A 24757-nucleotide genomic window follows, 5' to 3' on the forward strand; every position below is an offset into this window, starting at 1 on the left:
TCACGTGAGACAGGGTGTCCGAGTCATGGGACCGCGGGTACGGTGCAACGCATGACGCGCTCGATCGACCTCGCCGTGGTGGCCGGGGACGGCATCGGACCCGAGGTCGTCGCGGAGGGTCTCAAGGTCCTCGACGCGGCGCTCGCCGGCACCGACGTCACCGTGCGGACCACAGCCTACGACCTGGGTGCCGCGCGGTGGCACGCGACCGGCGAGACCCTCACCGATGAGGACCTCGCGGCACTCGCGCAGCACGACGCGATCCTGCTCGGCGCGATCGGCGACCCGGGCGTGCCGAGCGGGGTCCTGGAGCGCGGCCTCCTGCTCAAGCTGCGCTTCGCGTTCGACCACTACGTGAACCTCCGCCCGTCGCGGCTCTACCCCGGCGTGGCCACGCCGCTGGCGAAGGGGGGCGACGTCGACTTCGTCGTCGTCCGCGAGGGCACGGAGGGGCCCTACGTGGGCAACGGCGGCGCGATCCGCGTCGGTACGCCGCACGAGATCGCCAACGAGGTCAGCGTCAACACGGCGTTCGGGGTCGAGCGCGTCGTCCGCGACGCGTTCGCTCGGGCCGACGCGCGCCCCCGCAAGAAGCTCACCCTCGTGCACAAGCACAACGTGCTGGTCCACGCGGGTCACCTGTGGCGGCGCACGGTCGAGGCCGTCGGCGCCGAGTTCCCCGACGTCGCGGTGGACTACCTGCACGTCGACGCCGCGACGATCTTCCTCGTGACGGACCCGGCACGGTTCGACGTCGTCGTCACCGACAACCTGTTCGGCGACATCCTCACGGACCTCGCCGCGGCCATCACCGGCGGCATCGGCCTCGCGGCGTCCGGCAACATCAACCCGGACCGTGCGTTCCCGTCGATGTTCGAACCGGTGCACGGCTCGGCGCCCGACATCGCCGGGCAGGGCAAGGCCGACCCGACGGCGACGGTCCTGTCGGTCGCGCTCCTGCTGGAGCACCTCGGGCTCACCGAGCAGGCTGCCCGGATCACCGCCGCTGTCGAGAGCGACATCGTCGAACGTGGCAGCGCCGTCCGGTCGACGGCGGAGGTCGGCGACGCGCTCGCCGCCCGAGTAGCCGGCTGAGCCGCCGGCCGCTCGCAGCACGTCCAGCACCGCCCGCGACCAGCCGACGGCTCCACCACCTGACCACGGCGGCCAACGCCGCTAGGTTCTACTCGAGACACGGTGGAGGCACTCATGACCAGCACGACCCCGGCCACGAACTCGGCGACGTCGCCGCAGTCGGCCGAAGACACCTTCGACGTCCGGCCCTCGTCGCACCCGCGCACTGCTGAGGAGCGCGCCGAGGTGCTCTCCGACCTCGGCTTCGGCGTCGCGTTCACCGACCACATGGCGCGCGCGACCTGGACGTCGGACGCCGGATGGCACGACCGCCGCATCGAGGCGTACGCGCCGCTGCAGCTCGACCCGGCAGCCGCCGTCCTGCACTACGCCCAGGAGATCTTCGAGGGTCTCAAGGCGTACGCGCACGCCGACGGCTCCGTGTGGGCGTTCCGGCCGGAGGCGAACGCCCGCCGGTTCGCCCGGAGCGCGCGCCGCCTGGCGCTGCCGGAGCTGCCGGAGGAGGACTTCCTCGCCTCGATCCGGGCGCTCGTGCACACCGACGTCGAGTGGGTGCCGACGTCGTCCGGCGCCAGCATGTACCTGCGGCCGTTCATGTTCGCCTCGGAGGCGTTCCTCGGCGTGCGCCCGGCGAAGCGTGTCGAGTACCTCGTCATCGCTTCCCCGGTGGGCCCGTACTTCACACGCGGCTTCACGCCGGTGTCGATCTGGGTGAGCGAGGAGTACCACCGCGCCGGCCCAGGCGGTACCGGCGAGGCGAAGTGCGGCGGGAACTACGCGGCGAGCCTGCTTCCCCAGCAGGAGGCGTACGCGCACGGGTGCGACCAGGTGTGCTTCCTGGACTCCTCCACGAACACGCTCCTCGAGGAGCTGGGCGGGATGAACCTGTTCGTGGTCGGGGCCGACGGCGTGGTGAGCACCCCGCGGCTGTCCGGCACGATCCTCGAGGGCGTCACGCGCTCGTCGATCCTCGAGCTCCTCGGCGAGCAGGGGCACGAGGTGCGCGAGCGCGACATCCCGCTCGCCGAGGTGCTCGACGGCGTCGCGTCCGGTGCCGTGACCGAGGTGTTCGCGTGCGGGACAGCCGCTGTGGTGACCCCGGTGGGCCGGCTCGCGAGCGCGCGGTTCGACGTGAGCGTCGCCGACGGCGCAGCGGGCGCGGTCACGACGGCGATCCACACCGCGCTCACCGACGTCCAGTTCGGCGTCCAGGAGGACACGCACGGCTGGATGCAGCGCCTCGTCTGAGGCGCGGTCGGCGCCGGACGCCTGCCTCAGCGGGCCGCTGTGACCTCCGCGACCCGAGGGACCACGCCCGCCAGGACCTCGAGCGCCTCGGCGCTCCAGGGCCCGCCGACGACGAACGTCGCGTGGTCGATCCCGAGAGCGGCGGCCGCGGCGCACCGGCGGGCGACGTCGTCGCTCGTGTCGCCCGGGGAGAGCCGGGTGGCGAGCGTCGTCTCGATCTCGGCGTACGGGCGTCCCACGTCGTCGCAGTGACCGCGCAGGACGGCGAGGTTCTCGCGGACCGTCGCCCCGCCGTCGGGGACGTCGAAGACGTTGCAGGCGTCGGCGTACCGGGCGACCAGGCGGAGCGTGCGTCGCGGTCCGGTGCCGCCGATGAGCACCCGTGGGCGACGGAGGGGGAGCGGCACTCCGACCGGGTGCTGCAGGTGGTAGTGCCTGCCCTCGAACGCGGACTCGTCGCCGGACCACATGCGGTCGGCGAGCTGGAGCGTCTCCTCGAGGCGCTCGAAGCGCTCCGCGACGGCGGGCATGGACAGGCCCATGTCGCGCGCCTCCGCCTCGTGGTACCCGGCGCCGATGCCGAGCCAGGCTCGGCCGCCGGACAGGGTGTCGAGCGTGGTCACGGCCTTGACCAGCAGTGCGGGTGCCCGAAACGTGGCGGCCGTGACGGCGGTGCCGAGGTGGACGCGTTCGGTGCAGGCAGCGAGATAGCCGAGCGTCGTGTACGCCTCGAGCATGTCGCGTTCGTCCGCCCCGGCGTTCGGGTCCGCCTGGATGAGGTGGTCCGGCACCCACACCGTGTGGAAGCCGGCGTCGTCGGCACGCCGACCGATCTCGGCAAGGTGCCGCGCGAACGTCGACGGACCGCCCGGCCAGGAGTAGTTCGTGGTGCTGATGCTGATGCGCATCTCGGTCGCCCCTTCCTCGTTGCCTCAAACATAGAGTCACCCTAAATTTGGGGCAACCCCATATACTGCCCGCATGGGCTTGCGCGAGGTGAAGAAGCAGGAGACGCGGCGACGCATCGCGGCAGCCGCGTTCGAGCTCTTCGCCCGACACGGGTACGACAACGTCCCGGTCGCCCGCGTCGCCCGCGAGGCGGGCGTGTCGGAGGCGACGCTGTTCAACTACTTCCCGACGAAGGAGGACCTCTTCTTCTCGGGGCTCGGAGCCTTCGGGGATCGGCTCATCGCCGCCGTCGCATCACGCGGCTCCGGGACATCCGTCGTGGCCGCTTTCCGCGACCACGTCCTGGACGTCGGCGGCTTCGTCGCCGGCCTTGCCGCGGGTGACACCCAGGCGCTGGCCGAGGCGCGGCGCGTCAACCTGGTGGTCGCGGAGAGCCCGGCGTTGCGGTCCCGCGAGGACGCGATGTTCGCCCGCGAGAGTGCGGACCTCGCGGAGGCGCTGCTGGGCGAGGTCGCCGACGGCGAAGTGACCGATGCGGACGTCGTCCTCGCGGGATCCCTGGCGAGCGCCCTGGTCGGCGTCCATCGCGAGCTCGTCCACCTCGTCCGACGACGCGTGCTGGACGGCGACCGCATCGCGGAGCTCGCGGACGACGTCGTCCGGCTCGGCGGCCTCGCGTTCGACCGGCTCGGTCGGGGACTCGAGGCGTAGCGGTCAGTACGACGGCGGACGGCGTGGCGGTGCCTGCGGGGGACCGGGCGGCGGAACGGCGGGATCGACGGGCGGCACGCGCCGCGCCGTCGTCATCCTCGCGACGCCCGCGAGCAACGACCAGACGGCAGCGCCGATGACGATGTTCAGCCCAGCGGTGGCGACCGCCGTCGTCAGGTCTGCGTAGCCGAACGGGAGGACGGCGGCCACGGCCGTGGCGAGTGCCATGATCCACCCGAAGAACGCCAGGGGACGCGGCGTCGTCACGATCAGCAGGTGCAGGAGACCGGCCGCGAGGATCGCGGCGACGAACCCGTGCAGGGTGTAGGTCCCCATGAGCGAACCCGCGTCGAGCACGTTGATGGGGTCGAGGTCCACGTCGAAGACGTTGAACAGGACGACGACGCCGACGAGCCCGATGAGCGCCGCCACCACCGCCGTGGCCGCTGCGCCGGCCCAGAAGCGGCCCGCGTTCACCGTGAGTCGTGGGTCAGGGACCGGCTCCGCACCGTTCGGGTAGCTCATCCGTGCTCGCCTCTCTGCCGGGTACCGCGCCGACGTCGACGGCGGCGCGTCGATCCGAGCCTAGGGCGGACCGTTCCGGCGCGCAGGGCGGGGTGGCCGGCTGGTGGTCGCCCGCCGGCCTGCTCGGGACGGTGTGGCATACTGCCCGCGTGGCACACCACGCCGCAGCACCCGCGCTGCTCCTTATTACCTAGCGCGTCCGGCCCACCCGGACGCGCTGACCTCCCGCACCCATGGGGGGTCTTTTTTGTGGCCGGGGTACCCTCCTGGCCGCAGCGCCGGGAAGGAAGCGAGGACTGGGCCGACGGCGGCACCACCGCCGGGACGTCCTCGCACCACCGATGAGAGACGAGCCTCATGACCACGCTCCCCGCCCTCGCGGGCACCGCCGTCCAGGTCTACGACACGACGTTGCGCGACGGCGCGCAGCAGGAGGGCATGAACCTCACCGTCGCCGACAAGCTGGCGATCGCGCCGCTGCTCGCGGAGCTGGGTGTCGCGATCATCGAGGGTGGTTGGCCCGGGGCGATCCCGAAGGACACGGAGTTCTTCAAGCGCGCGGAGAAGGAGCTGGACCTCGGCGACGTCGAGCTGGCCGCGTTCGGCTCGACCCGCAAGGCCGGGTCGAGGGCGCACGACGACGCGCAGGTCCGTGCCCTGCTCGACTCCGGCGCGCCGGTGGTCACGCTCGTCGCGAAGAGCGACATCCGGCACGTCGAGCGCGCCCTGCGCACCGACGGCCCCGAGAACCTCGCCATGATCGCCGACACCGTGCGCTACCTCGTGGGCGAGGGACGCCGCGTCATCGTCGACGCCGAGCACTTCTTCGACGGGTACGTCTTCGACGCCGACTACGCGCTCGCCGCCGTCGCCGCCGCGTTCGAGGCCGGCGCGGAGACAGTCACCCTGTGCGACACGAACGGGGGCATGCTGCCCGACGGCGTCCACGAGATCGTCGCCGCCGTGCGCGCCCGCAGCGGCGGGCGGCTCGGCATGCACGCCCACAACGACTCCGGCTGCGCCGTCGCCAACACGCTCGCCGCTGTCGCGGCCGGGGCGACGCACGTCCAGGGCACCGTCAACGGGTACGGCGAGCGGACCGGGAACGCCGACCTCGTGGCCGTCGTCGCGAACCTCGAGCTGAAGCTCGGCGCGACCGCTCTCACCCCCGGCGGTCTCGACGACGCGATGCGCATCTCGCACGCCATCAGCGAGATCACCAACATCAGCCCGTACGCCCGGCAGCCCTACGTCGGGGCGAGCGCGTTCGCCCACAAGGCGGGTCTGCACGCGAGCGCCATCCGGGTGGATCCCGACCTGTACCAGCACGCCGACCCCACGCGCGTCGGGAACGACATGCGGATGCTCGTCTCCGACATGGCCGGGCGCGCGTCCATCGAGCTCAAGGGCCGCGAGCTGGGCTTCGACCTGGCGGGGCAGGACGACGTGCTCGGGCGCGTCACCCACCGCGTCAAGGACGCGGAGGCCCAGGGCTACACGTTCGACGCCGCCGACGCGTCGTTCGCGCTGCTGCTGCGCGAGGAGGTCGACGGCGCCCGCCCGCAGTTCTTCACGATGGAGAGCTGGCGCGTGTCGGTGCACTACCTTCCCCGCCACAGCCCGGACACGGACGCCGAGGCCACGGTCAAGCTGCACGCGGGCGGCGAACGGATCGTCGCGACCGGCGAGGGCAACGGTCCGGTCAACGCGCTCGACCACGCGCTGCGCCGGGCGCTGCTCCCGGCCTATCCCGAGATCGCCGACTTCGAGCTCATCGACTTCAAGGTCCGCCTCATCGACACGTCGCACGGCACGGACGCCGTCACGCGGGTGCTCATCGAGACGACCGACGGGCAGGACGTGTGGAGCACCGTCGGCATCGGCCCGAACATCCTCGAGGCGAGCTACGAGGCCCTGTCCGACTCGCTCGTGTTCGGGCTGCTCGCCCGGGGGGTCGAGCCGCGCTGACGACCCGCTCCAGCGTCCGCGACCAGCTCGGCCGGGTGTCGGGCGCAGCTCGTCGAGATCGAGCGTCCCGTCCTCGTGGTCCTCGGTCTCGCCATCTGAGGTCGGCGCGCAGCTACCGCTTCGGGCGTGCCCGCACGTGCATGCGCTCGCCCTGCGGGCCGTAGAGGCTGAGGAGCTCCACGGCCTCCGTGTCGGCGCGCCCGAACCAGTGCGGGGTTCGCGTGTTGAACTCCGCCACCTCGCCCTGGGCGAGCACGAAGTCGTGCTCGCCCAGCAGCAGGCGGAGCCGGCCGTGCAGCACGTAGATCCACTCGTATCCCTCGTGCGCCTGCTGCGTGCCCGGGACGGGCACCGGGCCGGCCGGGATGAGGTGCTTGAACGCCTGCAGGCCGCCCGAACCCTGCCCGAGCGGCAAGATCGTCTGCCCGTACCGGTACACCGGGCGGATGTGGACGCGCGGGTCACCGGTCGGGGGAGCGCCGACGAGATCGTCGAGGGGGACGCCGTGCACCCGCGCGAGCGGCAGGAGCAGCTCGAGTGTCGGCTTGCGCCCGCCGGACTCCAGGCGCGACAGGGTGGACGTCGAGATGCCCGTGCGCTCGGCGAGCTCCGACAGCGTGAGACCTCGCTCGTGGCGGAGCGCCCGCAGGCGGGGGCCGACGGCGGACAAGGGCTCCGCGGGATCGCTCACCCTGCCCATCTTGCCGTATCGGCAATGGAACTTGCCACCAGGCCTTCCGCCGTCGCATCGTCGGACCATCAGCGGATCGACGAGAGGCAGTGACATGAGCGAGCGTGACGACGTCGCCGACGTGGTGGTCATCGGCGGCGGAGCGGCCGGGCTGAGCGCGGCCGTGAACCTGGGGCGGGCGCGACGGTCGGTCGTCGTTGTGGATGCGGGACGTCCCCGCAACGCCCCGGCCGAGGGGGTGCACGCGTTCCTCACGCGCGACGGCACGCCACCGGCCGAGCTGCTGGCCGCCGGGCGCGCGGAGGTCGAACGGTACGGCGGCCGCATCGTGCGGGCGGCGGTGCGGGAGGCCGCGGGAACGGTCGGGGACTTCACCGTGTCTCTCGACGACGGCGGGCGGGTCCGTGCCCGCCGGATGCTGCTGGCGACGGGCGTCCGGGACGAGCTGCCCGACGTGCCCGGCCTGCGCGCACGGTGGGGCCGCGACGTCGTCCACTGCCCGTTCTGCCACGGCTGGGAGATCGCCGACCGGCGCATCGGCGTCGTCGGCAGCCCGATGGCGGTGCACCAGGCGCTCCTGTTCCGGGGGTGGAGCGACGACGTCACGCTGTTCCTCCGGGACGCGATCGAGCCCTCCGAGGAGGAGTGGGCGAAGCTCGCCGCCCGCGGGATCGCCGTGGTCGACGGCGCCCTCGCCGCCGTCGAGGTCACCGGCGACGCCGTGACGGGGGTCGTGCTCGCCGACGGCACCGTACGGCCCGTGGACGCGCTCGTGGTCGCGCCCCGCGTCCATGCGGACGTCGTGCCGGGACTGGGCGTGGCGGCGACGGAGCACCCGGCCGGTGTGGGGACCTACGTCGCCACGGACCAGGTCGGGGCGACGTCGGTGCCCGGGGTCTGGGCGGCGGGAAACCTGGCCGACCCCATGGCGCAGGTGATCCAGGCGGCCGCCGCGGGCACCCGGGCGGGCGCGGCGATCGTGGCCGACCTGCTCGAGGAGGAGCTCCGTGAGGCCCTGAGCTCGGCGCGCGGCCTGGCGCTCAGCCCCTGAGCTCGTCCCGCGGGACGGCGTCGACCACGAGGCGGACCCGGCCGCCTCGAGCGAACTGCTTGCGAGCTCCCGAGAGCATGGCGTGCACCCCCTCGCCCGCGGCGTCCTCGGCGATGCGCACCGAGACGATGACGGGGTAGTCCTCCCGCGCCGAGCCTGGCACTGTCGCGAGGACGTCCTCGCTCACCGCTCGCGTGAGGCCCTGCTCGATCGCCGCGCGGACGGCGTCGGCGGCGGCCTCGTCGGCGCCCGGCTCACCGGCGTGCACGATGCCGACGACCACGGCACCCGCGCCGTCGCTCCAGGAGACGTCGGCCACCGTCTCGCTCGGGGCGGTGCCGAGCACGAGCTCCGGCTCGGCGTACTCGGCGCTCGACGTCGCCTCCTCCTCGGGTGCGACGTCGGGCAGCGCCAGGGGGATCGGCTCGCGCTCGGGTGCCGCGACCGACTCCTCGGCCACGGCGTCGGGCGCCTCGGGTCGATCCTCGCGTTCGGCGCGTCGCCGCCGGAACCATGCCGCCATGGCCCTCAGGGTCCCCGATCGGCCCGCTCGCGGGCAAGCCGGGCGCGTTCGGCCACGACCGGCCCGGCGACCTTCGCCGGAACGCGCGTGGACCAGGCCTCCACCACGAGCTCCTCGAGCCGGTCGGCGTCGATGGCGTCGAGCAGGACGAGGACGCCCGGGTAGCCGTGGAAGTGCGGCGTCACGAAGAAGACTTCCGGCTCCTCGGTGACGAGCGCCTGCTGGGTCTCGACGTCAGGGGTGCGAGCGCCCAGGATCGGGCCGGTCGGGGCGTCGTCGCCGAGGAACTCGAGATCGGCCTTCCGCAGCGGCCGTTCCCACACCACGAGGCCGCGGGGCGCGCGCCACTCGCCAGGGCGCGTCTCGGCGACGTCGGGGAGCCCCAGGGCGATCCTGCGGACGTCGTCCCATGTGGCCATGGCGGCACCGTAGTCCCGCGCGCCGACGAGAAACAGACCGAGCCGCGGCGCCGCCGTCAGTCGAAGAAGTCCTCGACGCCGTCGAACCCGTCGAGGATCTCGCCGAGCACGATGCCCCCGAGGATCCCGCCGACCACTCCGGAGGAGCGCGACCCCCCGATCCGGGGCCCGTACCCGCCCTGGTCGGGGCCGTACGGGCCGGAGGAGTACCGGGCCTCCTCGCGCGCGCTGGCCCGGGCGTCCGCCTGGGCCAGCGAGGAGGCCCGGACCGCCAGGTCCGCCGCCCGGCGGGCGCGGCGGAGCGCCTGCTCGGGGTCCGGCTCGACCTCGGCGTCCCCGAGCTCCCGCATCGCCTCCGCGAGGCTCGTCCGCGCGTCGGGTCCGACCATCCCGCCGTACTGCGCGAACAGCCGGCGCGCGTGGTCGATCTGGCGTGCTGCCTCGTCCTTCGTCGCAGCGAGCTGGCGGGTGACGTGCGCGGCGCGCTCAGCACGGCCCTGGAGCTGCCGCATCGCCGTCTCCAGCGCGCCGTTCGCCTCCGTGAGCGTGCTCAGAGCCGCGAACGGGTCGCTCCTGGCACCGGGCTGCGGCGCGGTGGCCAGCGCCGCCTCGAGGCGCTCGACGGCGGCCGCGACCTCGGTGGCCTGGCGCGCCGGCAGCTGGCGTGCCTCGGCGATGTCGGACGCGGAGTCCGTGACGACGGCGGCGAGCTTCCCGTCGGCCTCCAGCGCCTGCAGCTCGAAGCCCTCCACGGCTGCGAGCAGGGCCGTGGCACGCCCGACGGCCTCGCTCGCCGCCCGGATCGCCTTGTCCGCGTCCTCGGGCCGGCGGGTGTCCAGCCGGTCGCCGGCGATCTCGAGGCTGCGTTCGGCGAACGCGAGCATCGCCTCGGCCTGCTCGGGGTTCGGCGCCACCCCGACGAGGGCGCTCTCGGCGTAGCGGCCGGCCAGCCGGTCGAGGGTCGCGCGAGCGGGCTCGAGACCCGCACGGGTCTCGGCGACCTGCGTCCGGATCGTCGCTATCGCGTCCGGCACCTCACGCGCCGCGGAGCGCCGGCCGGCGAGTGCCGACGTCTCGGCCCGGACCCCCTTCTCGGCCGTGGCGCACAGCTCGATGATCTGGCGGTTCCACTGCTCCCGCTGCTCCGGGGTGTCGGGCTCGGAGTCGGCGAGCAGCTGCCGCAGGTGGAACGCGTGGCGGGTCCGGGCGCGCGCGTGCTGCACGGCGGTCAGCAGGTTCTCGGCGGCACCCGGCCCGAACTCGGCCGCCGCGAAGCCGGCCTCGTCCTCGGCGAGGCGGATCAGCTCGTCAGCGCGCACGAGCGCCTGCCCCGCCGTCTGCTCCAGCTCGGCGAGATCCGCACCGCGCTGGCTGCGCTGCCGCGCGTTCACGCGCCAGAGCAGGAGGCCCACACCGACCGCGGCGGCCAGCACGAGCACTGTCACGGCGATGACCGCACCCCAGGCGACGTCCATGGGCCGATCCTAAGCGGCGCGGCTGCGCAGCAGGTTCGGCCGGGGAAGCACGCGCGGGTGTGCGACGTTGACGACTGACGAGCGCAAGCTTTGGGAGGATGGGTCACGTGCACGGTGAGTACAAGGTTCCTGGCGGCAAGCTGGTGGCTGCGGACGTCGAGACGGGCGGGGTCGACGGCGACGGCCAGGTGCTCACGGACGTCCGGATCAGCGGTGACTTCTTCCTCGAGCCGGACGAGGCGCTCGACGCCATCGACCGCGCGCTGACGGGCATCGCCGCCGACACGCCCGTCGCGCGGATGGCGACGCTCGTCGAGGCGGCCGTCGGGCCGGACGCCGTCCTCGTCGGGCTGACGCCGGAGGCGGTGGCGATCGCCGTCCGCCGCGCGCTCGGCCGCGCCACGAGCTGGCACGACCACACGTTCGACGTCATCCGCTCCGGTCCGGAGGAGCCGTTCATGCACATGGCGCTGGACGACGTCCTGGCGCAGGCCGTGGGCGAGGGGACCCGGGGACCCACGCTGCGGCTCTGGGAGTGGGAGCGCACCACCGTCGTCATCGGCTCGTTCCAGTCGATGCGCAACGAGATCGACCCCGACGGCGCCGCGCGGCACGGCGTGACGGTGACCCGGCGCGTCTCCGGCGGCGGGGCGATGTTCATCGAGCCGGGCAACACGATCACGTACTCCCTGTACGTCCCCGCGTCGCTCGTCGAGGGCCTGAGCTTCGAGCAGTCGTACGCGTTCCTCGACGACTGGGTGCTCGGCGCCCTGCGCGAGCTCGGCATCGAGGCGACGTACGTCCCGCTCAACGACATCGCGTCGCCGGCCGGCAAGATCGGCGGCGCGGCCCAGAAGCGGTACGCGAGCGGCGCCGTCCTGCACCACGTGACGATGTCCTACGACATCGACGCCGCGAAGATGCTCGAGGTGCTGCGGATCGGCCGGGAGAAGCTCTCGGACAAGGGCACGACGAGCGCCGCGAAGCGGGTGGACCCGCTCCGGTCGCAGACCGGGATGCCTCGCGAGGCGATCATCGACGCGTTCGTCGGCCACTTCGCCGGCCGGTACGCGACGCGGCCGGGCGAGATCACGGCCGAGGAGCGCGCACGTGCCGAACGGGCGGTCGTCGAGCGCTTCGCGACGCCGGAGTGGCTGCACCGGGTGCCCTGACGCCGTCCTGACCGCCGCGGCGACCTCCGCGGGCGCGCCGTGAAGGAGTGCGTCGGCGGCCCAGGGGCCATGATGGAGTCATGACCACGACGCTCTGGCTCACGGGAGACCCGGACGCGGATCGCCTCCTGGCGCGCGACCCGTTCGCCCTCCTGGTGGGCATGCTCCTCGATCAGCAGGTCCCGATGGAGACGGCGTTCGCCGGCCCCGCGAAGATCGCCGACCGGATGGGCGGCTTCGACGTGCGGGCGATCGCCGAGGCGGACCCCGAGCGGTTCGAGGAGCTGTGCCGCACGCCGCCGGCGGTGCACCGGTTCCCCGGATCCATGGCGCGCCGGGTGCAGGACCTGGCGCAGGAGGTCGTGAGCACCTACGACGGCGACGTCACGAACCTGTGGACGCGGGGAGAGCCGGACGGCGCGGAGGTGCTCCGGCGGCTCAAGGTCCTCCCCGGCTTCGGCGACCAGAAGGCGCGCATCTTCCTCGCCCTGCTCGGCAAGCAGCGGGAGATCACGCCGGCCGGGTGGCGCGAGGCGGCGGGCGCCTACGGGGAGGACGGCGCGCGCCGGTCGATCGCCGACGTCACCGACCCGACGTCGCTCGCCCAGGTGCGTGCGACGAAGAAGGCTGCGAAGGCGGCCGCCAAGGCCGCACAGGGCTGAGCCCGCGAGGGCGGAGGAGGAGCACGCGATGACGCTGCTGCAGGTCGAGGAGCCGCACGACGCCCACGTCCACGCCCGGCTGAGCCGCGATCCGGTGGTGTGGCTGACGACCGTCCGGGACGACGGCGTGGGCCACGCCGTGCCCATGTGGTTCGTGTGGGACGACCCGCAGCTGCTGCTGTGGGCCTCGCCGGGCACGCGCAAGCTCGCGCACCTGGACTCGCGCCCGGACGTGGCGCTCCACCTCGACACGGCGGCGGGCGGCACGGACGCGGTGCTGCTCGACGGCGTCGTGCGCCGTGAAGGGGCGGCGGCGTGGGAGGTTCCCGCCTTCACCACGAAGTACGGCGACGAGCTCGGCGGCACGGAGGGCGCGCGGGCGTGGGCCGAGACGTTCAGCGTGCCGCTCGTCGTCGACGTCGCGCGCATCCTCGCGTGGGACTACCCGGGCGGGACGTTCCGCCAGACGACGTGGCCGCCCGGCGCCGAGGACGCCCCGGCGCCGTAGGCGCGGCAGGCGCGGGGTTCAGCGCGCGCCGAAGACGGCTGTCCCGAGGCGCACCATCGTCGCGCCCGCCGCGACGGCGATCTCCAGGTCGCCGCTCATGCCCATCGAGAGCTCGCGCGCGAGGCCCGTGCCCTCATCGCCGGAGGCGACGACGTCGTCGCGCACCCGGGCCAGGGACGCGTAGCTCGCCCGCACCACGTCGACGTCGGTGGAGTTGGCCCCGATCGTCATGAACCCGCGCAGCCGGAGGCTCGGGAGGGCGCCGATCCGCCGGGCGAGGCCATGGGCTTCCTCGGGCGTCGTCCCCGACTTCGTCGTCTCGCCGCTCGTGTTCACCTGCACGAAGACGTCGAGGCTGCGGCCCAGATCGCCGGCGACCCGGTCGAGCCGGACGGCGAGCGCCTCGTCGTCGACGGTCTGCACGCACGTCGCCCAGGCGAGCGCAGCCCGGACCTTGTTCGACTGCAGGTGCCCGATGAGGTGCATCTCGTGCGGCAGGTCGGCCAGCTCCGGGCCGCTCGCCGCCATCTCCTGCACGCGGTTGTGCCCGAGGAGGTGCCCGCCCGCGGAGATCGCCGCGCGCATCGCCGCGACCGGCTGGGTCTTCACGGCGAGCAAGAGGTCGATCTCTGCCGGGTCGCGGCCGACGACGCCGGCGGCGTCCGCGATCCGCTCGCGGGCCGCGGCGAGCGTGGCCCGCACGTCGGTCATCGCTGCACCTCGAGGTCGTCGCCGATGCGGATGCCCAGCTCGGCCGCCATGGACGCGAGCCCGCTCACGGCGTCGCCGTGGCCCAGCTGGGCGCCGCGCAGGGCCGCCAGGCCGGTCGCGCCGTCGAGGTCGCAGCCGACGACGACGACGTCGGAGCGCACGCGCGCGCCGCCCAGGCGGGCACCGCGCAGGTCGCAGTCCACGAACGCGACCTCGGTCAGCTCCGTGTCGATGAGCTCGAGCCCCGACGCGTCGACGCCCTCGAACCGCACGCGCCGCAGGCGCGACTGGGCGAACGTCATGGTCGCGGCGACGCCGCCACGAACGGCGACGTCGCGCCACGCGGCGCGGAGCCATGTCGCGCCCGTGAGCCGGGCGTCGGCGACCGACGACGCCGCCAGCCCGACGTCCTCGAGCCGCGCGCCGGCGAGGTCGACGGCGTCGAGCGTGCACTCGGTGAGGTTCACCCCGCGCCAGTCGGCGCCCGGTGCGCGTACGCCGTCGAGGCGGCTCGCCAGGATCGCGACGTCGTCGAGGGTGCCGAGGTCGGCGCGGCGCAGGTCCGCGCCGTCGAGCGTCGCGTCGCCGTCCGGCCGAGCGGGAGCGAGCACGGCGGCGGGGGCCGCCGGGCGCGGGGCGAGCGAGTCGGCGACGGCGCGCAGCGGCGGGTGTCCTCGGGGCATGCCGTCAGCCTAGGTGCGTCAGGAGCCGACGCCGCGGCGCTCAGCGCCTGACCGGAGCGCGTCGCGGCTGACTACGCTGGGGCGCGAGTGCTCGTCCCACGCGGAGGTGGCCGGATGTCGCTGCAGGACAGTCCGCTGGTGGCGTCGGTCCGGGATCTGGGTGTCCAGTTCGCCGACAACGACGTCGGCATCACCGGGCAGGACGCCGTCAGCTCGGTCCGACTCTCCGACGGCACGACGTTCTGGATCTTCGGCGACACGATCGAGGGCCCGTTCGACTCCATCCGAGGCTTCGAGCTCACCGAGGTCCTCTCCAACACGGGCGCGATCGTGCCCATGCAGGACATCTCGAACGGGGTGCGCGAGTTCCGGTACCTGACGGACCCGCAGGGCACGCGAGCGCGGCAGCTCATCAACTTCCTCCCGCCCGAGCACAAGGCGACGCAACGGCTCTGGGCGATCCACGGCACCCAGGTCGCCGACCAGCTGTACCTCTACTACCACCGCATCACGATGGACCCCGAGCGGGACGTCTTCGAGACGTTCCAGCTCGACGGCATGGGGGTGGCCCGCGCGGCCGTCCCGGACTACCAGTTCGAGCGACTGCCCGCCCTCGACGGCAGCCAGGAGTGGTGGAAGGGCGACGAGCCCGGCTTCGGGGTCTGGGTGCAGCGGCACGACGAGCACCTCTACCTCTGGGGCTCGATCCAGCCGGAGTCGAAGTCGGCCGGTGACATGTACCTCGCCCGGGTGCGCCCGGACGACATCGAGGACCTGGCCGCGTACTCCTACCTCGTGGAGGCGCCGACACGGGCGCGCCCGGACGTGACGCCGCGCTGGTCGCCGACGTTCGCGCCCACCGCCTGCCTGTTCGACGACGTACCCAACGAGATGTCGTCGTCGTGGAACGAGCATCTGGGAGCGTTCATCTCCCTGACCACGTTCCGGCGCGACAACGTGCTGGTGATCCGCACAGCTCCGGAGCTCACCGGGCCGTGGAGCGAGCCGCAGGTGGTCTACCGCCCGGAACGCACCCGGCCGGAGTCGTTGTACAACGCGGGCAAGGAGCATCCGGAGTTCGCCCGCGAGGGCGGCAAGGTCACCTACATGACCTTCATCGACTCCTCGGTCTACCGGCCGCACCTCATCGAGATCACTCTCGCGTGAGTGGGCGACGTGGTGCCGGCCCCGCTACCCGGCGGGCTCGGCGCCGTCGGCCGTCGCGAGGCGGACGCTGATCCCGGAGAAGTGGTCAGCCATCGCGACCGCCGCCGCGTCCGGGTCGCCGGCCGCGAGCGCATCGCAGATGCGGCGGTGCCATCCGGCGGCGTCGGACGGCGTGTACCGCGGACCTGGCAGGCGCGGGTCGATCTCGTGGAACGTCCGCCAGAACACGCGCAGCAGCTCGAGGATCAGGCGGTTGTCGAGGGGCGCGTACAGGGCGGCGTGGAACCGCCAGTCCTCGTCGGGGAAGTACTGACCGGACGCTGCAGCCGCCTCCATCTCCGCGACGACGTCGCTCAGCGGGTCCATCGGGTGCGTCGACCAGTACGCGGTGACCTCACGCGCCAGCCCGACCTCGAGCGCGCGACGCACCTGGAGCAGCTCGCGGACGTCCCGCAGGTCCCGGTCGAGCGACACCGCGAGCCGGAAGCTCAGGCCGTCCTCGAGGGACTGCAGGTCACCGGCGCCGACGTACGTGCCGTACCCGTGGCGCACGTCCACGATCCCGACCGCCTGGAGTCCCTTGATCGCCTCGCGCAGCGAGTTGCGGGAGACCCCGAGCGTCGCCATGAGCTCGGGCTCTGTCGGGAGCAGGTCGCCGGGGCCGAGACCGCGCTCGACGATGAGGGTGCGGATGCGGCCGCGCACGTCGGCCTGGCTCGCGAGGGCGCGAGTGCTGCGCGACGTCCCCATCACCCTCCTCGCCGTCGTGCTGGCCTGCGCCCCTCACCCGGGCGGCGTCACACCGCCGATCAGCCCTGCCTGCTCGAGGGACCGACGCACCTGCCGGACGTCGTCGGCGTCGGGCGCGATGCCGGGCGACGCCAACGTACCGTGCGCGAGCACGCCCAGCAGGACGAGCGCGGCCTTGAACGCGCCGAGCGCCGCCGACGTCGTCGAACGGCTCTGCGTCGTCGCCACGCTCGTGATCGCGAACAGCTCGAACAGTCGGTCCTGCTCGGCGCGGGCGGCGGCGACGTCGCCAGAGCGGGCACTGTCGTACAGCCGTCGGTAGCCGGCCGGGTCGACGTTCCCGAGGCCCGGCACCACGCCGTCCGCCCCGAGAGCCAGCGCGTAGTCCACGGTGAGCTCGGACCCGGTGAACACCGCGAAGTCCCGCAGGTCGCGCTCGCGGCGGGCGGCCAGGAGCGCGCGGATCGAGACGTCGGATCCGCTCGAGTCCTTGACGCCGACGATCGCGCCGGCTTCGGCGAGGTCCGCGACGTCGATCGCGCGCAGCTTGGTGCCGACCCGCGACGGGATGTCGTACGCGACGACCGGGACGGTGGCCACGCGGGCCACCGCCTCGAAGTGGCGCCGGATCTCGGCGGGATGCGTGCCGGCGTAGAACGGCGCCGTGACCACGACGACGTCGGCACCGGCGTCCTGGGCGCGGCGGATCTGGTCCGCCACCCGAGCCGTCGACGTGTCGATCGCGCCGGCCAGCACTGGCGCGCGACCCGCAGCATGCTCGACGGCGACGCGCAGGACCTGCTCCCGCTGGGCGTCCGTGAGCCCGGTCACCTCACCTGTCGTCCCGAGCACGAACAGGCCGTGCACCCCGCCGTCGACGAGGTGGTCGACGAGGCGGCGCAGCGAGGCGTCGTCGACGGCGTCGCCCTCGGCGGTCAAGGGCGTGCACATCGGCGGGATGACGCCGTGGAGCACCTGGGTCATGGGGTCGTTCCTCTCGTCGGGAGGGTCAGGTGAGCGATCTGCTCGTACGGTGACGACTCGCCGCGCTCGACGAGGATGTCGAGGCCTCCGTCGGGGCGCACCCCGAGCGACGAGTACGCGGCCGGCCCGGGGACGACGACGTCGGGCGCGCCCCACGTGCCGCCGCCGTCGCTGCTACGCCGCAGCGCGAGGTCGCGTCGGGCGCCCGGGTCGGCCGGGAGCCCCAGGACCAGGTCCCCGTCCTCCCGGGCGACGACGTGACCCTGGACGGCGGGGGAGGCGATGTCGTCGTGGCGGCGGAACGGGGCCCGGAACGTCTCGCCGCCGTCGTCCGACCACGCACCGAGCCGGCCGCCGCCCTCGGACTCGTTGCGGGCGTTGACGTACAGCGACCCTCCCGAGGGCGCCACCGTCGCCTCGTTGGGGTTGAGCCCGTCGTGCCGGGGCGGGGAGTCGGTCGCTCCTCGCCGCCACGTCCGGCCGTCGTCGTCGCTGAGCACGAGGTGCGTCCCGTAGGCCCGCGTCCCCGGCGGGGCGTCGAGGCGCGAGTGCGCGCAGGCCGCGACGAGGCGCCCGGCGAACGGCCCGTCGGTGAGCCGCACCCCGCCGGACGGCCCGGTCGCGTACCAGCCCCAGTCGTCCGGCTTCACGTCGGCCGTGATCTCCAGCGGCGCGGAGAACGGCGCGTCCGGAGAGTCCGCGCGCTGCACCCACACCCGGCGCCGCTCCTCGGCGGGCACGCCGGGCCGCTTGAGCTCGCTCTCGCTCCGCGTCGCGCCGTTCGTGGTGGTGAGCAGGACGACGGCGCCGTCCGCCGTGGCGAACGGGACCGGGTTGCCGATCGTGCGGGTCTGCTCCGCCGCGACGACCTCCAGCGGACCCCACGTACGTCCGTCGTCGGCCGAACGGCGCAGGACGAGGCGGATCTCCCCGGTGTCGGAGAGCGACGTCGTCCGCCCCTCGCAGAACGCGAGGACGTGCCGCCCGACGCGCAGCAGCGCGGGGATCCGGAAGCCGGCGTACCCGTGCGTACCGGCGGCGAACAGCGTCGTGGCGCCGGGGCCGGTCCCGGCGTCGACTCCGAAAGAGGGCGGATGCATTGTGGACATAGGACGTACTATGTCATGGTTGCTCCGACGGCGAGACCTCCGACACGGGAGCAGCCAGGTCCGAAGGGGTACCGACATGAGACTCGAGCTCGATCGACGCACGATGCTGCAGGCGGGCGCACTCGCGCTCGGCGGGACCGCTCTCGCCGCCTGTTCGTCCGGTGGGGGCGGCAGCGCGGGCGGGGGCGGCGGTGGTGCCTCCGGCGCGCCGGCGACGTTGCCCACGTTCCGGCTGTGGGAGGGCCCGGCGCCGGACTTCGCCGGTGCCGCGGACGGCGGGATGGACGGGTTCCGTGCGTTTCCGGCAGAGCCTGCCCGGGCCATCGACGACGTGCCCGGCGACGGCGAGCCGATCACCTTCATGACGAACATCCCCGGTGCGATACCGCCCACCCGGGAGGCGAACTCGTTCTGGCGGGCCGTCGAGGAGCGGATCGGCTCGCCGCTCGACATCTCCATGTCGTCGAACGACGAGTACGAGGACAAGTTCGCGACCCGGGTCGCCGGCGACGACCTGCCGGACCTCATCAACGTGCCGCCGAACGTGCCCCAGCTCCCCGCGCTCCTGGCGGCGAAGGCGCTGGACCTCACGGAGCACCTGGCGGGCGACGCCGTGCTCGACTACCCGTTCCTGGCGAACCTCCCGACGGAGTCGTGGAAGGGCTGCCTGCAGGGCGGCGGCATCTACGGCGTCCCCGTCCCGCGGGGCCTCGCCCGGACATCCCTGCCGATCTACCGGCGCGACCTGGTCGAGGCGGCCGGAATCTCCGACCCGCAGCCGACGTCGTTCGAGGAGTTCCTCGACCTGTGCCGCGAGATGACGGACCCGGCCCGGAACACCTGGGCCTGGGCCAGCGTGCCCACGAACTACCTGCGTCAGATGTGGAGCTGCCCGTACCTGTGGGCGGTCGACGACGACGGCCGGTTCACGGCGATGTGGGAGCTCGAGGAGTGCGAGGCGGCGCTCGCGGACGCCGTCACGATGTTCGAGGCCGGCGTCGTGAACCCGGACGCGTTCACCGCCAACGTCGGAGCTCAGAAGCAGTGGTTCGCGGCCGGGACCGCCGTCTTCGTGCTCGACAGCTATGTCGCGTGGAACCAGTTCTACACGGACAACCCCACCCTGACGGAGATGCGGGTCGACATGCTCGACGTGCCCGGCCGCGACGGCGGTGCGGGGACGCCGTGGCTCGGCCTGGCGAACAACAACATCACGGCGTTCAACGCGAACACCGAACACGACGTCGAGACCCTGCTCGCCGTCGCGAACTGGATGGCGGCGCCGTTCGGCACCGACGAGTACAAGTTCCGGAAGTTCGGGGTCGAGGGCGAGCACCACGAGCTGCAGGGCACCGACCCGGTCGTCACGCCGCTCGGCACGACGGAGCTCGGCATCGGCCTGCAGTACATCGCCGACGCCCCGATGACGCTGTACCTGCCGGGCCGTCCCGAGGTGCCGGAGGCGCAGTTCGCCAGCCAGCAGGCGGTCCTGGACCGCCTCGTCGCCGACGCGTCCTGGGGGCTGTACTCGGAGACGTCGTCCCGGGTGAACAAGCAGATCCAGGACACGATCAACGACGTCACGAACCAGATCATCCAGGGCAACGCCGCCATCTCGACGTGGCCGGACGCCGTCCAGGCGTGGCTCGACGGCGGCGGTGAGCAGATCCGGGGCGAGCTGGAGGAGGCATATGCCGAGCAGAACGGCTGACCGGGCGGGCGTCGCCACGCCCGACGCCGGAACCGAGCGGGCAGCCGATCCGTCCGTGCCGCCTCCCGCGCACCGTGGGCCGTCGTTCTGGCGGCGCCTGCGACGGGACCAGGTGCTCGTCCTGTTCGCCGTGCCGGGCGTCGCACTCGTGCTGCTGTTCCAATACGTGCCGCTGCTCGGCAACGTGATCGCGTTCCAGGACTACCAGCCGTTCCTCGGGATCGGCGACAGCCCGTGGGTCGGCTGGGACAACTTCGCGATCATCGTGAGCGGCGACCCGGCGTTCCTGGCCGCCCTGCGCAACACGCTGCTCCTCACAGCCCTGCAGGTGCTGCTCGTGTTCCCCGCGCCGATCGCGCTCGCCCTGCTGCTCAACAGCCTCGCATCCGAGACCCTCAAGCGGATCGTGCAGAACGTCCTGTACCTGCCGCACTTCCTGTCCTGGGTCATCGTGGTGGCGCTGTTCCAGCAGATGCTCGGCGGCAGCGGGCTGCTCAACGCGTTCCTGCGCTCCCACGACATGGCGACGCTCGAGATCATCGGCAACCCCGACGTCTTCCACCTGCTCCTCACCTGGCAGGTCATCTGGAAGGACACCGGCTGGGCGACGATCCTGTTCCTGGCCGCCCTGTCGACCGTCTCGCCGCAGCTGTACGAGGCGGCGAGCGTCGACGGCGCCGGCCGGATGCGGCAGATGTGGCACATCACGCTCCCGGCCCTGCGCGGCATCGTGATCCTGCTGTTCATCCTGCGCCTCGGCGACTCGCTGACCGTGGGATTCGAGCAGATCCTGCTGCAGCAGGACGCCGTCGGACGGGCCGTCAGCGAGGTCCTCGACACCTACGTCTACAACAACGGGATCCTCGGTGGCGCCTGGGGCACCTCGGCGGCCGTCGGGCTCGTGAAGGGCGTCGTGGGCGTCGTCCTCGTGCTCGCGGCGAACAAGGTCGCGCACATCTTCGGTGAGGAAGGGGTGTACCGCTCGTGAGCCGGAGACGCATCCACGGGACGCCGGTCGCGGCCTGGCCCGTGCAGACCCTCAAGGCGGTGCTCCTCGGCACCCTGTGCGTGCTGGTGCTGCTGCCATTCCTCGCGGTCATCTCGACGTCGCTGGCCGGTCAGGACCAGCTCTCCCGGGCCGGCGGGCTCGTGCTCTGGCCCCACGGCGTGCACCTCGACGCGTATCGCTCGATCCTGTCCGGCGGCGTCGTGACACGTGCCGTGCTGGTGAGCGTCGGGATCACCCTGGTCGGCACCGCGCTGAGCCTGTTCACCTCGTGCCTGCTGGCCTACGGCCTGTCACGGCCCCGGTCCTTCGGCAGCAGGCCGGCGCTCCTCGTCGTCCTCTTCTCCATGCTGTTCAGCGCGGGCATCATCCCGACGTACCTGCTCGTCAAGCAGGTCGGGCTCATCGACAGCTGGTGGGCGCTCATCCTGCCGACCATGATCAGCGGGTTCAACGTGGTCGTCCTGCGGTCGTTCTTCATGAACGTCCCCTCCGAGCTGCTGGAGAGCGCGCGGATCGACGGGGCGGGGGAATGGGTCACGTTCTCCCGCATCGTGCTGCCGCTGTCGAAGGCCGTGCTGGCCGTGGTGGGCCTGTTCTACGCCGTCGGGTACTGGAACGCGTTCTTCAACGCCCTGCTCTATCTCAACGACTCGGCGAAGTGGCCGCTGCAGCTCGTGCTGCGGACGTACGTCATCAACGAGACGGCGCTCGCGTCCACGGATCTCGGCACCGCTGAGAACCTGCCGTCGCAGTCCTCGATCCAGATGGCGATCCTCGTGCTGTCGATCGTCCCGATCCTCGTCATCTACCCGTTCCTCCAGCGGCACTTCGCCAAGGGCGTGCTCACCGGAGCCGTCAAGGGCTGAGCGCCCTCACCCCGAGCGAGACTCCGGAGCGAGCGCGAGCGAGCGACGGAGGATCGCGACCGAAGAACCGATCGGAGCCAGTCATGCGAGTCCTTCCTGTCGTCGCCCTCGGCGCGTCCCTCGCGCTGCTGTCCACCGCGCCTCCCGCCACCCCGGCGCCCGACACGACCACACCCGAGCACATCGTGCTCTTCGAGCAGGGGAGGGGCGGATACGAGTGCTACCGCATCCCCGCGATCGTCCGGACGTCGGACGGCGGGCTCCTCGCGTTCGCGGAGGGCCGCCGACCCGCCACGCACACGACCGCCTGGTGCCACGACGCCGCACCCATCGACGTCGTCGTCCGGCGGTCGGATGACGACGGCGTCACGTGGGGTCCCGTGTCGGTGGTCCTGTCGGGCGATCCCGCCGGCGGCGACGAGGAGGCGACCCGGGGGAACCCGGCGCCGGTCGTCGTCACGCGCGGCGAGCACGCCGGGCGCATCGTCCTCGTCACCACGCACAACCCGGCCGGCGGAGGAGTGCGCACGCCGTACGTGCAGACGAGCGACGACGACGGTCGCACGTGGAGCGAGGCGACGTCGCTCGCTCACCTCCCGCCGGACGGGACCGGTTGGTATGCGACGGGCCCGCAGCACGGGATCCAGCTGACGAGCGGCCCGCACCGCGGCCGGCTCGTCGTGGGCGTCAACTACGACGCCGGAGGCGTGAGGTTCGGCGGGCTGCTCCTCAGCGACGACGGCGGCGACACGTGGCGTGCGGGCGCCGCGGCGGCGGCGGTCGACCCGGCGGACATCCCGCAGGAGCTCGGCGTGGTCGAGACCCCGGGCGGCGGCGTGCTCGCCGTCGCCCGCAACCAGAACGCCGCGGGTGCGCACCAGCGCCTCGCCGCCCGGAGCGGCGACGGCGGCGCGACGTTCGGAGGGCAGTTCACCGGCGTGGCGGACCTCGTGACGACGCCCCGGGTGCAGGGATCCGTGCTGGCGCTGACACCTCCGGGACGGCCGGGAGCCTCCGGTCCGCTCGTGTTCAGCTCGCCCGTCGACCCGACGTTCCGGCGCAATCTCACGCTCTTCCGCTCCGACGACCACGGGCGCACGTGGGCGACCCACGCCGTGCTGACCGCTGACCGGGCCGGCTACAGCGACCTCGTCAGGCTCGGGGACGGGAGGCTCGGCGTGCTGTACGAGGGTGGCGCCTACCCCGACGGCGACGCGCGGGACGAGATCCGGTTCGTCGCCGTCCGCGTGCCGCGCTGACGCGCTGTCGCGGGTCAGCGGGCGAGCGGGGCGACGACGGCGGCCGTGAGCCGCACGAGGTCGGCGGGCGCGAGCTCGACGTCGAGCCCGCGGCGACCGGCCGAGACGAGCACGGTGTCGTGGGCGAGCACGCTCGCGTCCACGGCCGTCACGAGGCGGGTGCGCTGCCCGAGCGGGGAGATGCCGCCGCGCACGTAGCCGGTGGACCGCTCGGCAGCTGCGGGGTCGGCCATGGCCGCGCGCTTTGCGCCGAGGGCCTGGGCGAGGGCCTTGAGGTCGAGCGTCGCGTCGCCCGGGAGGACGGCGACGACGAGCCCGCCCGGAGTCGCCTCGGCCACGAGCGTCTTGAGCACGCGGTCGGCGGGGACGTCGAGCGCCTGGGCCGCCTCGGCCGCGTAGGAGCCAGCGAAGCGTGGATCGTGGGCGTACTCCCGGACCACGTGGGCGACGCCCGCCGCGGCGAGCGCGGCGAGTGCGGGCGTCGCCGCGCCCCTGCGACTCATCAGCCGAGGGTCACCGTGACCTCGACGACGACGTCCGTGCCTTGGTACTCGCCGACGAGCACGTAGAGGTTCCCCGGGCCGGCGTCGGTCTCGAGGTACGGGTCGTACTCGGCGCCGCCGACCTCCTCCTGCTGCTCCGCCGTCCGGTCGTCGATGTCCACGACGTCGCCGTCGGGCGGCAGGAGGAGCACCATGCGTGGGTCGTCGCCGCTGCCGCCCACGGTGCGGACGTCGACGGTGAGCGCGGACAGCGCGTCCAGCGGCAGCACCGCCACGGCGAACGAGCCCGCCGGGACGTCGAGCGTTCCCGGCAGACCCGGCGTGAGCGCCGTCGCGTCCGCCGGGTCGACCCGCAGGTCGAACCCCTGCTCGAGCCCGTCGTACTCGGTGATCCGCACCAGGTGCTCGCCGGCCGTGAGCTCGGCGATCCCGCCCGGGTCGAGCGACGCACCGCCCATCAGCTCCACGAGCTCGCGCCCCCGGTCGTCGCTGCGCCAGGCGACGTCGCCGGCGTCGTCCACGATCTCGAGCACCAGGTCGCCACCCGACTGCGCGGCGAGGTCCACGAGGTAGGCGCCGTCCTCGGGGATCGTCAGCGTCGCCTCCCAGGTGGAGCCCGTGGCGAGCGTGTCGGACGCCGGCGTGCCCACCACGACGGGCGTGCCCTGCTGCAGCCCGCCGGTCGGGCCGGGACCGGGGCCCGGACCGTTGCCGCGGGTGAGGAGCGTGGCGCCGACGATGACGAGGGCGACGACCACGGCGACCGCGATCCCGAGGTAGAGGCCGCCCCGGCCGCGGCCCGGCACCTGGGCGGGCGCCGTGCGCACCGGCGCGTCCGCCCACGTGGCCACCGGGTACGCCCCGGTGCCCGGTTCGGCCGGGGTGGCGGAGAGGTACGGGTAGTCGGCGGCCGCCGTGCCGGCGCCGTGCACCTCGGGAGCCTCCGGGGCGAACGGCTGGACGTACTCGGTCCACGCGTCACCGTCCCAGAACCGGACCTGGCGTTCTCCCTCCGGGTCCGGGTACCACCCAGGTTCGCGCGTCACCA

26 protein-coding genes are annotated in these 24757 nt (G+C 73.2%); 13 read left to right on the top strand and 13 right to left on the bottom strand.

Features of this window, described 5'->3' with window-relative positions; translation table 11 throughout:
* The first annotated feature begins 51 nt into the window (after window positions 1–51).
* A complete protein-coding gene (locus BCAV_RS07135; RefSeq protein WP_015881915.1) occupies window positions 52–1095 on the top strand; it encodes a 3-isopropylmalate dehydrogenase in 1044 nt (347 codons plus the stop codon).
* A 114-nt stretch (window positions 1096–1209) separates the two neighbouring features.
* On the top strand, window positions 1210–2343 hold the full coding sequence (locus BCAV_RS07140) for a branched-chain amino acid aminotransferase (protein WP_015881916.1): 1134 nt from the start codon (window positions 1210–1212) through the stop codon (window positions 2341–2343).
* A gap of 26 nt (window positions 2344–2369) precedes the next feature.
* Here the strand turns inward: BCAV_RS07140 and BCAV_RS07145 are convergent, their stop codons facing one another.
* A complete protein-coding gene (locus BCAV_RS07145) occupies window positions 2370–3251 on the bottom strand; it encodes a TIGR03560 family F420-dependent LLM class oxidoreductase (protein WP_015881917.1) in 882 nt (293 codons plus the stop codon).
* Between the two features lie 73 nt (window positions 3252–3324).
* On the opposite strand from BCAV_RS07145, the gene BCAV_RS07150 reads away from it, so the two are divergent.
* Window positions 3325–3963, top strand: coding sequence for a TetR/AcrR family transcriptional regulator (locus tag BCAV_RS07150; RefSeq protein WP_015881918.1), 639 nt, complete (start codon window positions 3325–3327; stop codon window positions 3961–3963).
* A gap of 3 nt (window positions 3964–3966) precedes the next feature.
* Here the strand turns inward: BCAV_RS07150 and BCAV_RS07155 are convergent, their stop codons facing one another.
* Window positions 3967–4488, bottom strand: a complete 522-nt coding sequence (locus tag BCAV_RS07155; protein ID WP_015881919.1) for a DUF6069 family protein — start codon at window positions 4486–4488, stop codon at window positions 3967–3969.
* Window positions 4489–4845: 357 nt separating this feature from the next.
* Between BCAV_RS07155 and cimA the strand changes: the two genes are divergently transcribed.
* On the top strand, window positions 4846–6456 hold the full coding sequence (gene cimA, locus BCAV_RS07160; protein ID WP_015881920.1) for a citramalate synthase: 1611 nt from the start codon (window positions 4846–4848) through the stop codon (window positions 6454–6456).
* Window positions 6457–6568: 112 nt separating this feature from the next.
* Here the strand turns inward: cimA and BCAV_RS07165 are convergent, their stop codons facing one another.
* A complete protein-coding gene (locus BCAV_RS07165; protein WP_015881921.1) occupies window positions 6569–7156 on the bottom strand; it encodes a helix-turn-helix domain-containing protein in 588 nt (195 codons plus the stop codon).
* Between the two features lie 85 nt (window positions 7157–7241).
* Between BCAV_RS07165 and BCAV_RS07170 the strand changes: the two genes are divergently transcribed.
* On the top strand, window positions 7242–8198 hold the full coding sequence (locus BCAV_RS07170) for an NAD(P)/FAD-dependent oxidoreductase (protein ID WP_015881922.1): 957 nt from the start codon (window positions 7242–7244) through the stop codon (window positions 8196–8198).
* Here the strand turns inward: BCAV_RS07170 and BCAV_RS07175 are convergent.
* From BCAV_RS07175 to BCAV_RS07185, 3 genes are read right to left on the bottom strand one after another with little or no spacing between them, the layout of a single operon-like run.
* The gene (locus BCAV_RS07175) at window positions 8188–8721 is read right to left on the bottom strand and encodes a hypothetical protein (RefSeq protein WP_015881923.1); all 534 of its coding nucleotides are present in this window, start codon (window positions 8719–8721) and stop codon (window positions 8188–8190) included. The two genes, BCAV_RS07170 and BCAV_RS07175, sit on opposite strands and share 11 nt — an antisense overlap.
* A 5-nt stretch (window positions 8722–8726) precedes the next feature.
* Complete coding sequence (locus tag BCAV_RS07180) at window positions 8727–9140, bottom strand: hypothetical protein (protein ID WP_015881924.1); 414 nt, start codon at window positions 9138–9140, stop codon at window positions 8727–8729.
* A gap of 56 nt (window positions 9141–9196) precedes the next feature.
* Window positions 9197–10615, bottom strand: coding sequence for a hypothetical protein (locus BCAV_RS07185; protein ID WP_015881925.1), 1419 nt, complete (start codon window positions 10613–10615; stop codon window positions 9197–9199).
* A 107-nt stretch (window positions 10616–10722) separates the two neighbouring features.
* Between BCAV_RS07185 and lplAB the strand changes: the two genes are divergently transcribed.
* From lplAB to BCAV_RS21550, 3 genes are all read left to right on the top strand, one after another.
* Window positions 10723–11787 (top strand): lipoate-protein ligase LplAB, encoded by a 1065-nt coding sequence (gene lplAB, locus BCAV_RS07190; RefSeq protein ID WP_015881926.1) that lies wholly within the window; start codon window positions 10723–10725, stop codon window positions 11785–11787.
* 80 nt (window positions 11788–11867) lie between these two features.
* Window positions 11868–12449, top strand: a complete 582-nt coding sequence (locus tag BCAV_RS07195) for an HhH-GPD-type base excision DNA repair protein (RefSeq protein ID WP_015881927.1) — start codon at window positions 11868–11870, stop codon at window positions 12447–12449.
* Window positions 12450–12477: 28 nt separating this feature from the next.
* Window positions 12478–12957, top strand: a complete 480-nt coding sequence (locus BCAV_RS21550; RefSeq protein ID WP_015881928.1) for a pyridoxamine 5'-phosphate oxidase family protein — start codon at window positions 12478–12480, stop codon at window positions 12955–12957.
* 18 nt (window positions 12958–12975) lie between these two features.
* Here the strand turns inward: BCAV_RS21550 and BCAV_RS07205 are convergent, their stop codons facing one another.
* Complete coding sequence (locus BCAV_RS07205) at window positions 12976–13668, bottom strand: YggS family pyridoxal phosphate-dependent enzyme (RefSeq protein WP_015881929.1); 693 nt, start codon at window positions 13666–13668, stop codon at window positions 12976–12978.
* Entirely contained in the window at window positions 13665–14351 is a 687-nt protein-coding gene (locus BCAV_RS07210) for a pentapeptide repeat-containing protein (RefSeq protein ID WP_015881930.1), read from the bottom strand. Before BCAV_RS07210 ends, BCAV_RS07205 begins: the two co-directional genes overlap by 4 nt.
* A 114-nt stretch (window positions 14352–14465) precedes the next feature.
* On the opposite strand from BCAV_RS07210, the gene BCAV_RS07215 reads away from it, so the two are divergent.
* Window positions 14466–15518 carry a DUF4185 domain-containing protein gene (locus BCAV_RS07215; RefSeq protein ID WP_015881931.1) on the top strand — a complete coding sequence of 351 codons (1053 nt, stop codon included), beginning with the start codon at window positions 14466–14468 and terminating at the stop codon, window positions 15516–15518.
* 24 nt (window positions 15519–15542) lie between these two features.
* Here BCAV_RS07215 and BCAV_RS07220 read toward each other — a convergent pair whose 3' ends face one another.
* From BCAV_RS07220 to BCAV_RS07230, 3 genes are read right to left on the bottom strand one after another with little or no spacing between them, the layout of a single operon-like run.
* On the bottom strand, window positions 15543–16268 hold the full coding sequence (locus BCAV_RS07220) for a FadR/GntR family transcriptional regulator (protein WP_015881932.1): 726 nt from the start codon (window positions 16266–16268) through the stop codon (window positions 15543–15545).
* 33 nt (window positions 16269–16301) lie between these two features.
* Window positions 16302–17252: a dihydrodipicolinate synthase family protein gene (locus BCAV_RS07225; RefSeq protein WP_015881933.1), complete on the bottom strand. Its 951-nt coding sequence runs from the start codon at window positions 17250–17252 to the stop codon at window positions 16302–16304.
* Window positions 17249–18352, bottom strand: coding sequence for a sialidase family protein (locus tag BCAV_RS07230; RefSeq protein WP_015881934.1), 1104 nt, complete (start codon window positions 18350–18352; stop codon window positions 17249–17251). The genes BCAV_RS07225 and BCAV_RS07230 overlap by 4 nt, the downstream gene beginning before the upstream one ends.
* 85 nt (window positions 18353–18437) lie before the next feature.
* Between BCAV_RS07230 and BCAV_RS07235 the strand changes: the two genes are divergently transcribed.
* The 4 genes from BCAV_RS07235 (at window position 18438) to BCAV_RS07250 (ending at window position 23206) form a co-directional block, all read left to right on the top strand.
* A complete protein-coding gene (locus BCAV_RS07235; protein ID WP_015881935.1) occupies window positions 18438–20072 on the top strand; it encodes an extracellular solute-binding protein in 1635 nt (544 codons plus the stop codon).
* Window positions 20053–21060, top strand: a complete 1008-nt coding sequence (locus tag BCAV_RS07240; protein WP_015881936.1) for an ABC transporter permease — start codon at window positions 20053–20055, stop codon at window positions 21058–21060. The genes BCAV_RS07235 and BCAV_RS07240 overlap by 20 nt, the downstream gene beginning before the upstream one ends.
* Entirely contained in the window at window positions 21057–21947 is an 891-nt protein-coding gene (locus tag BCAV_RS07245; RefSeq protein WP_015881937.1) for a carbohydrate ABC transporter permease, read from the top strand. Before BCAV_RS07240 ends, BCAV_RS07245 begins: the two co-directional genes overlap by 4 nt.
* 83 nt (window positions 21948–22030) lie before the next feature.
* Entirely contained in the window at window positions 22031–23206 is a 1176-nt protein-coding gene (locus BCAV_RS07250) for a sialidase family protein (protein WP_015881938.1), read from the top strand.
* A 14-nt stretch (window positions 23207–23220) separates the two neighbouring features.
* Here BCAV_RS07250 and ybaK read toward each other — a convergent pair whose 3' ends face one another.
* On the bottom strand, window positions 23221–23709 hold the full coding sequence (gene ybaK / locus BCAV_RS07255) for a Cys-tRNA(Pro) deacylase (protein ID WP_015881939.1): 489 nt from the start codon (window positions 23707–23709) through the stop codon (window positions 23221–23223).
* On the bottom strand, window positions 23709–24755 hold the full coding sequence (locus tag BCAV_RS07260) for a DUF2510 domain-containing protein (protein WP_187292858.1): 1047 nt from the start codon (window positions 24753–24755) through the stop codon (window positions 23709–23711). The genes ybaK and BCAV_RS07260 overlap by 1 nt, the downstream gene beginning before the upstream one ends.
* Between the last annotated feature and the right edge of the window lie 2 nt (window positions 24756–24757).

The sequence above is a fragment of the Beutenbergia cavernae DSM 12333 genome, from assembly GCF_000023105.1.
GTDB lineage: Bacteria > Actinomycetota > Actinomycetes > Actinomycetales > Beutenbergiaceae > Beutenbergia > Beutenbergia cavernae.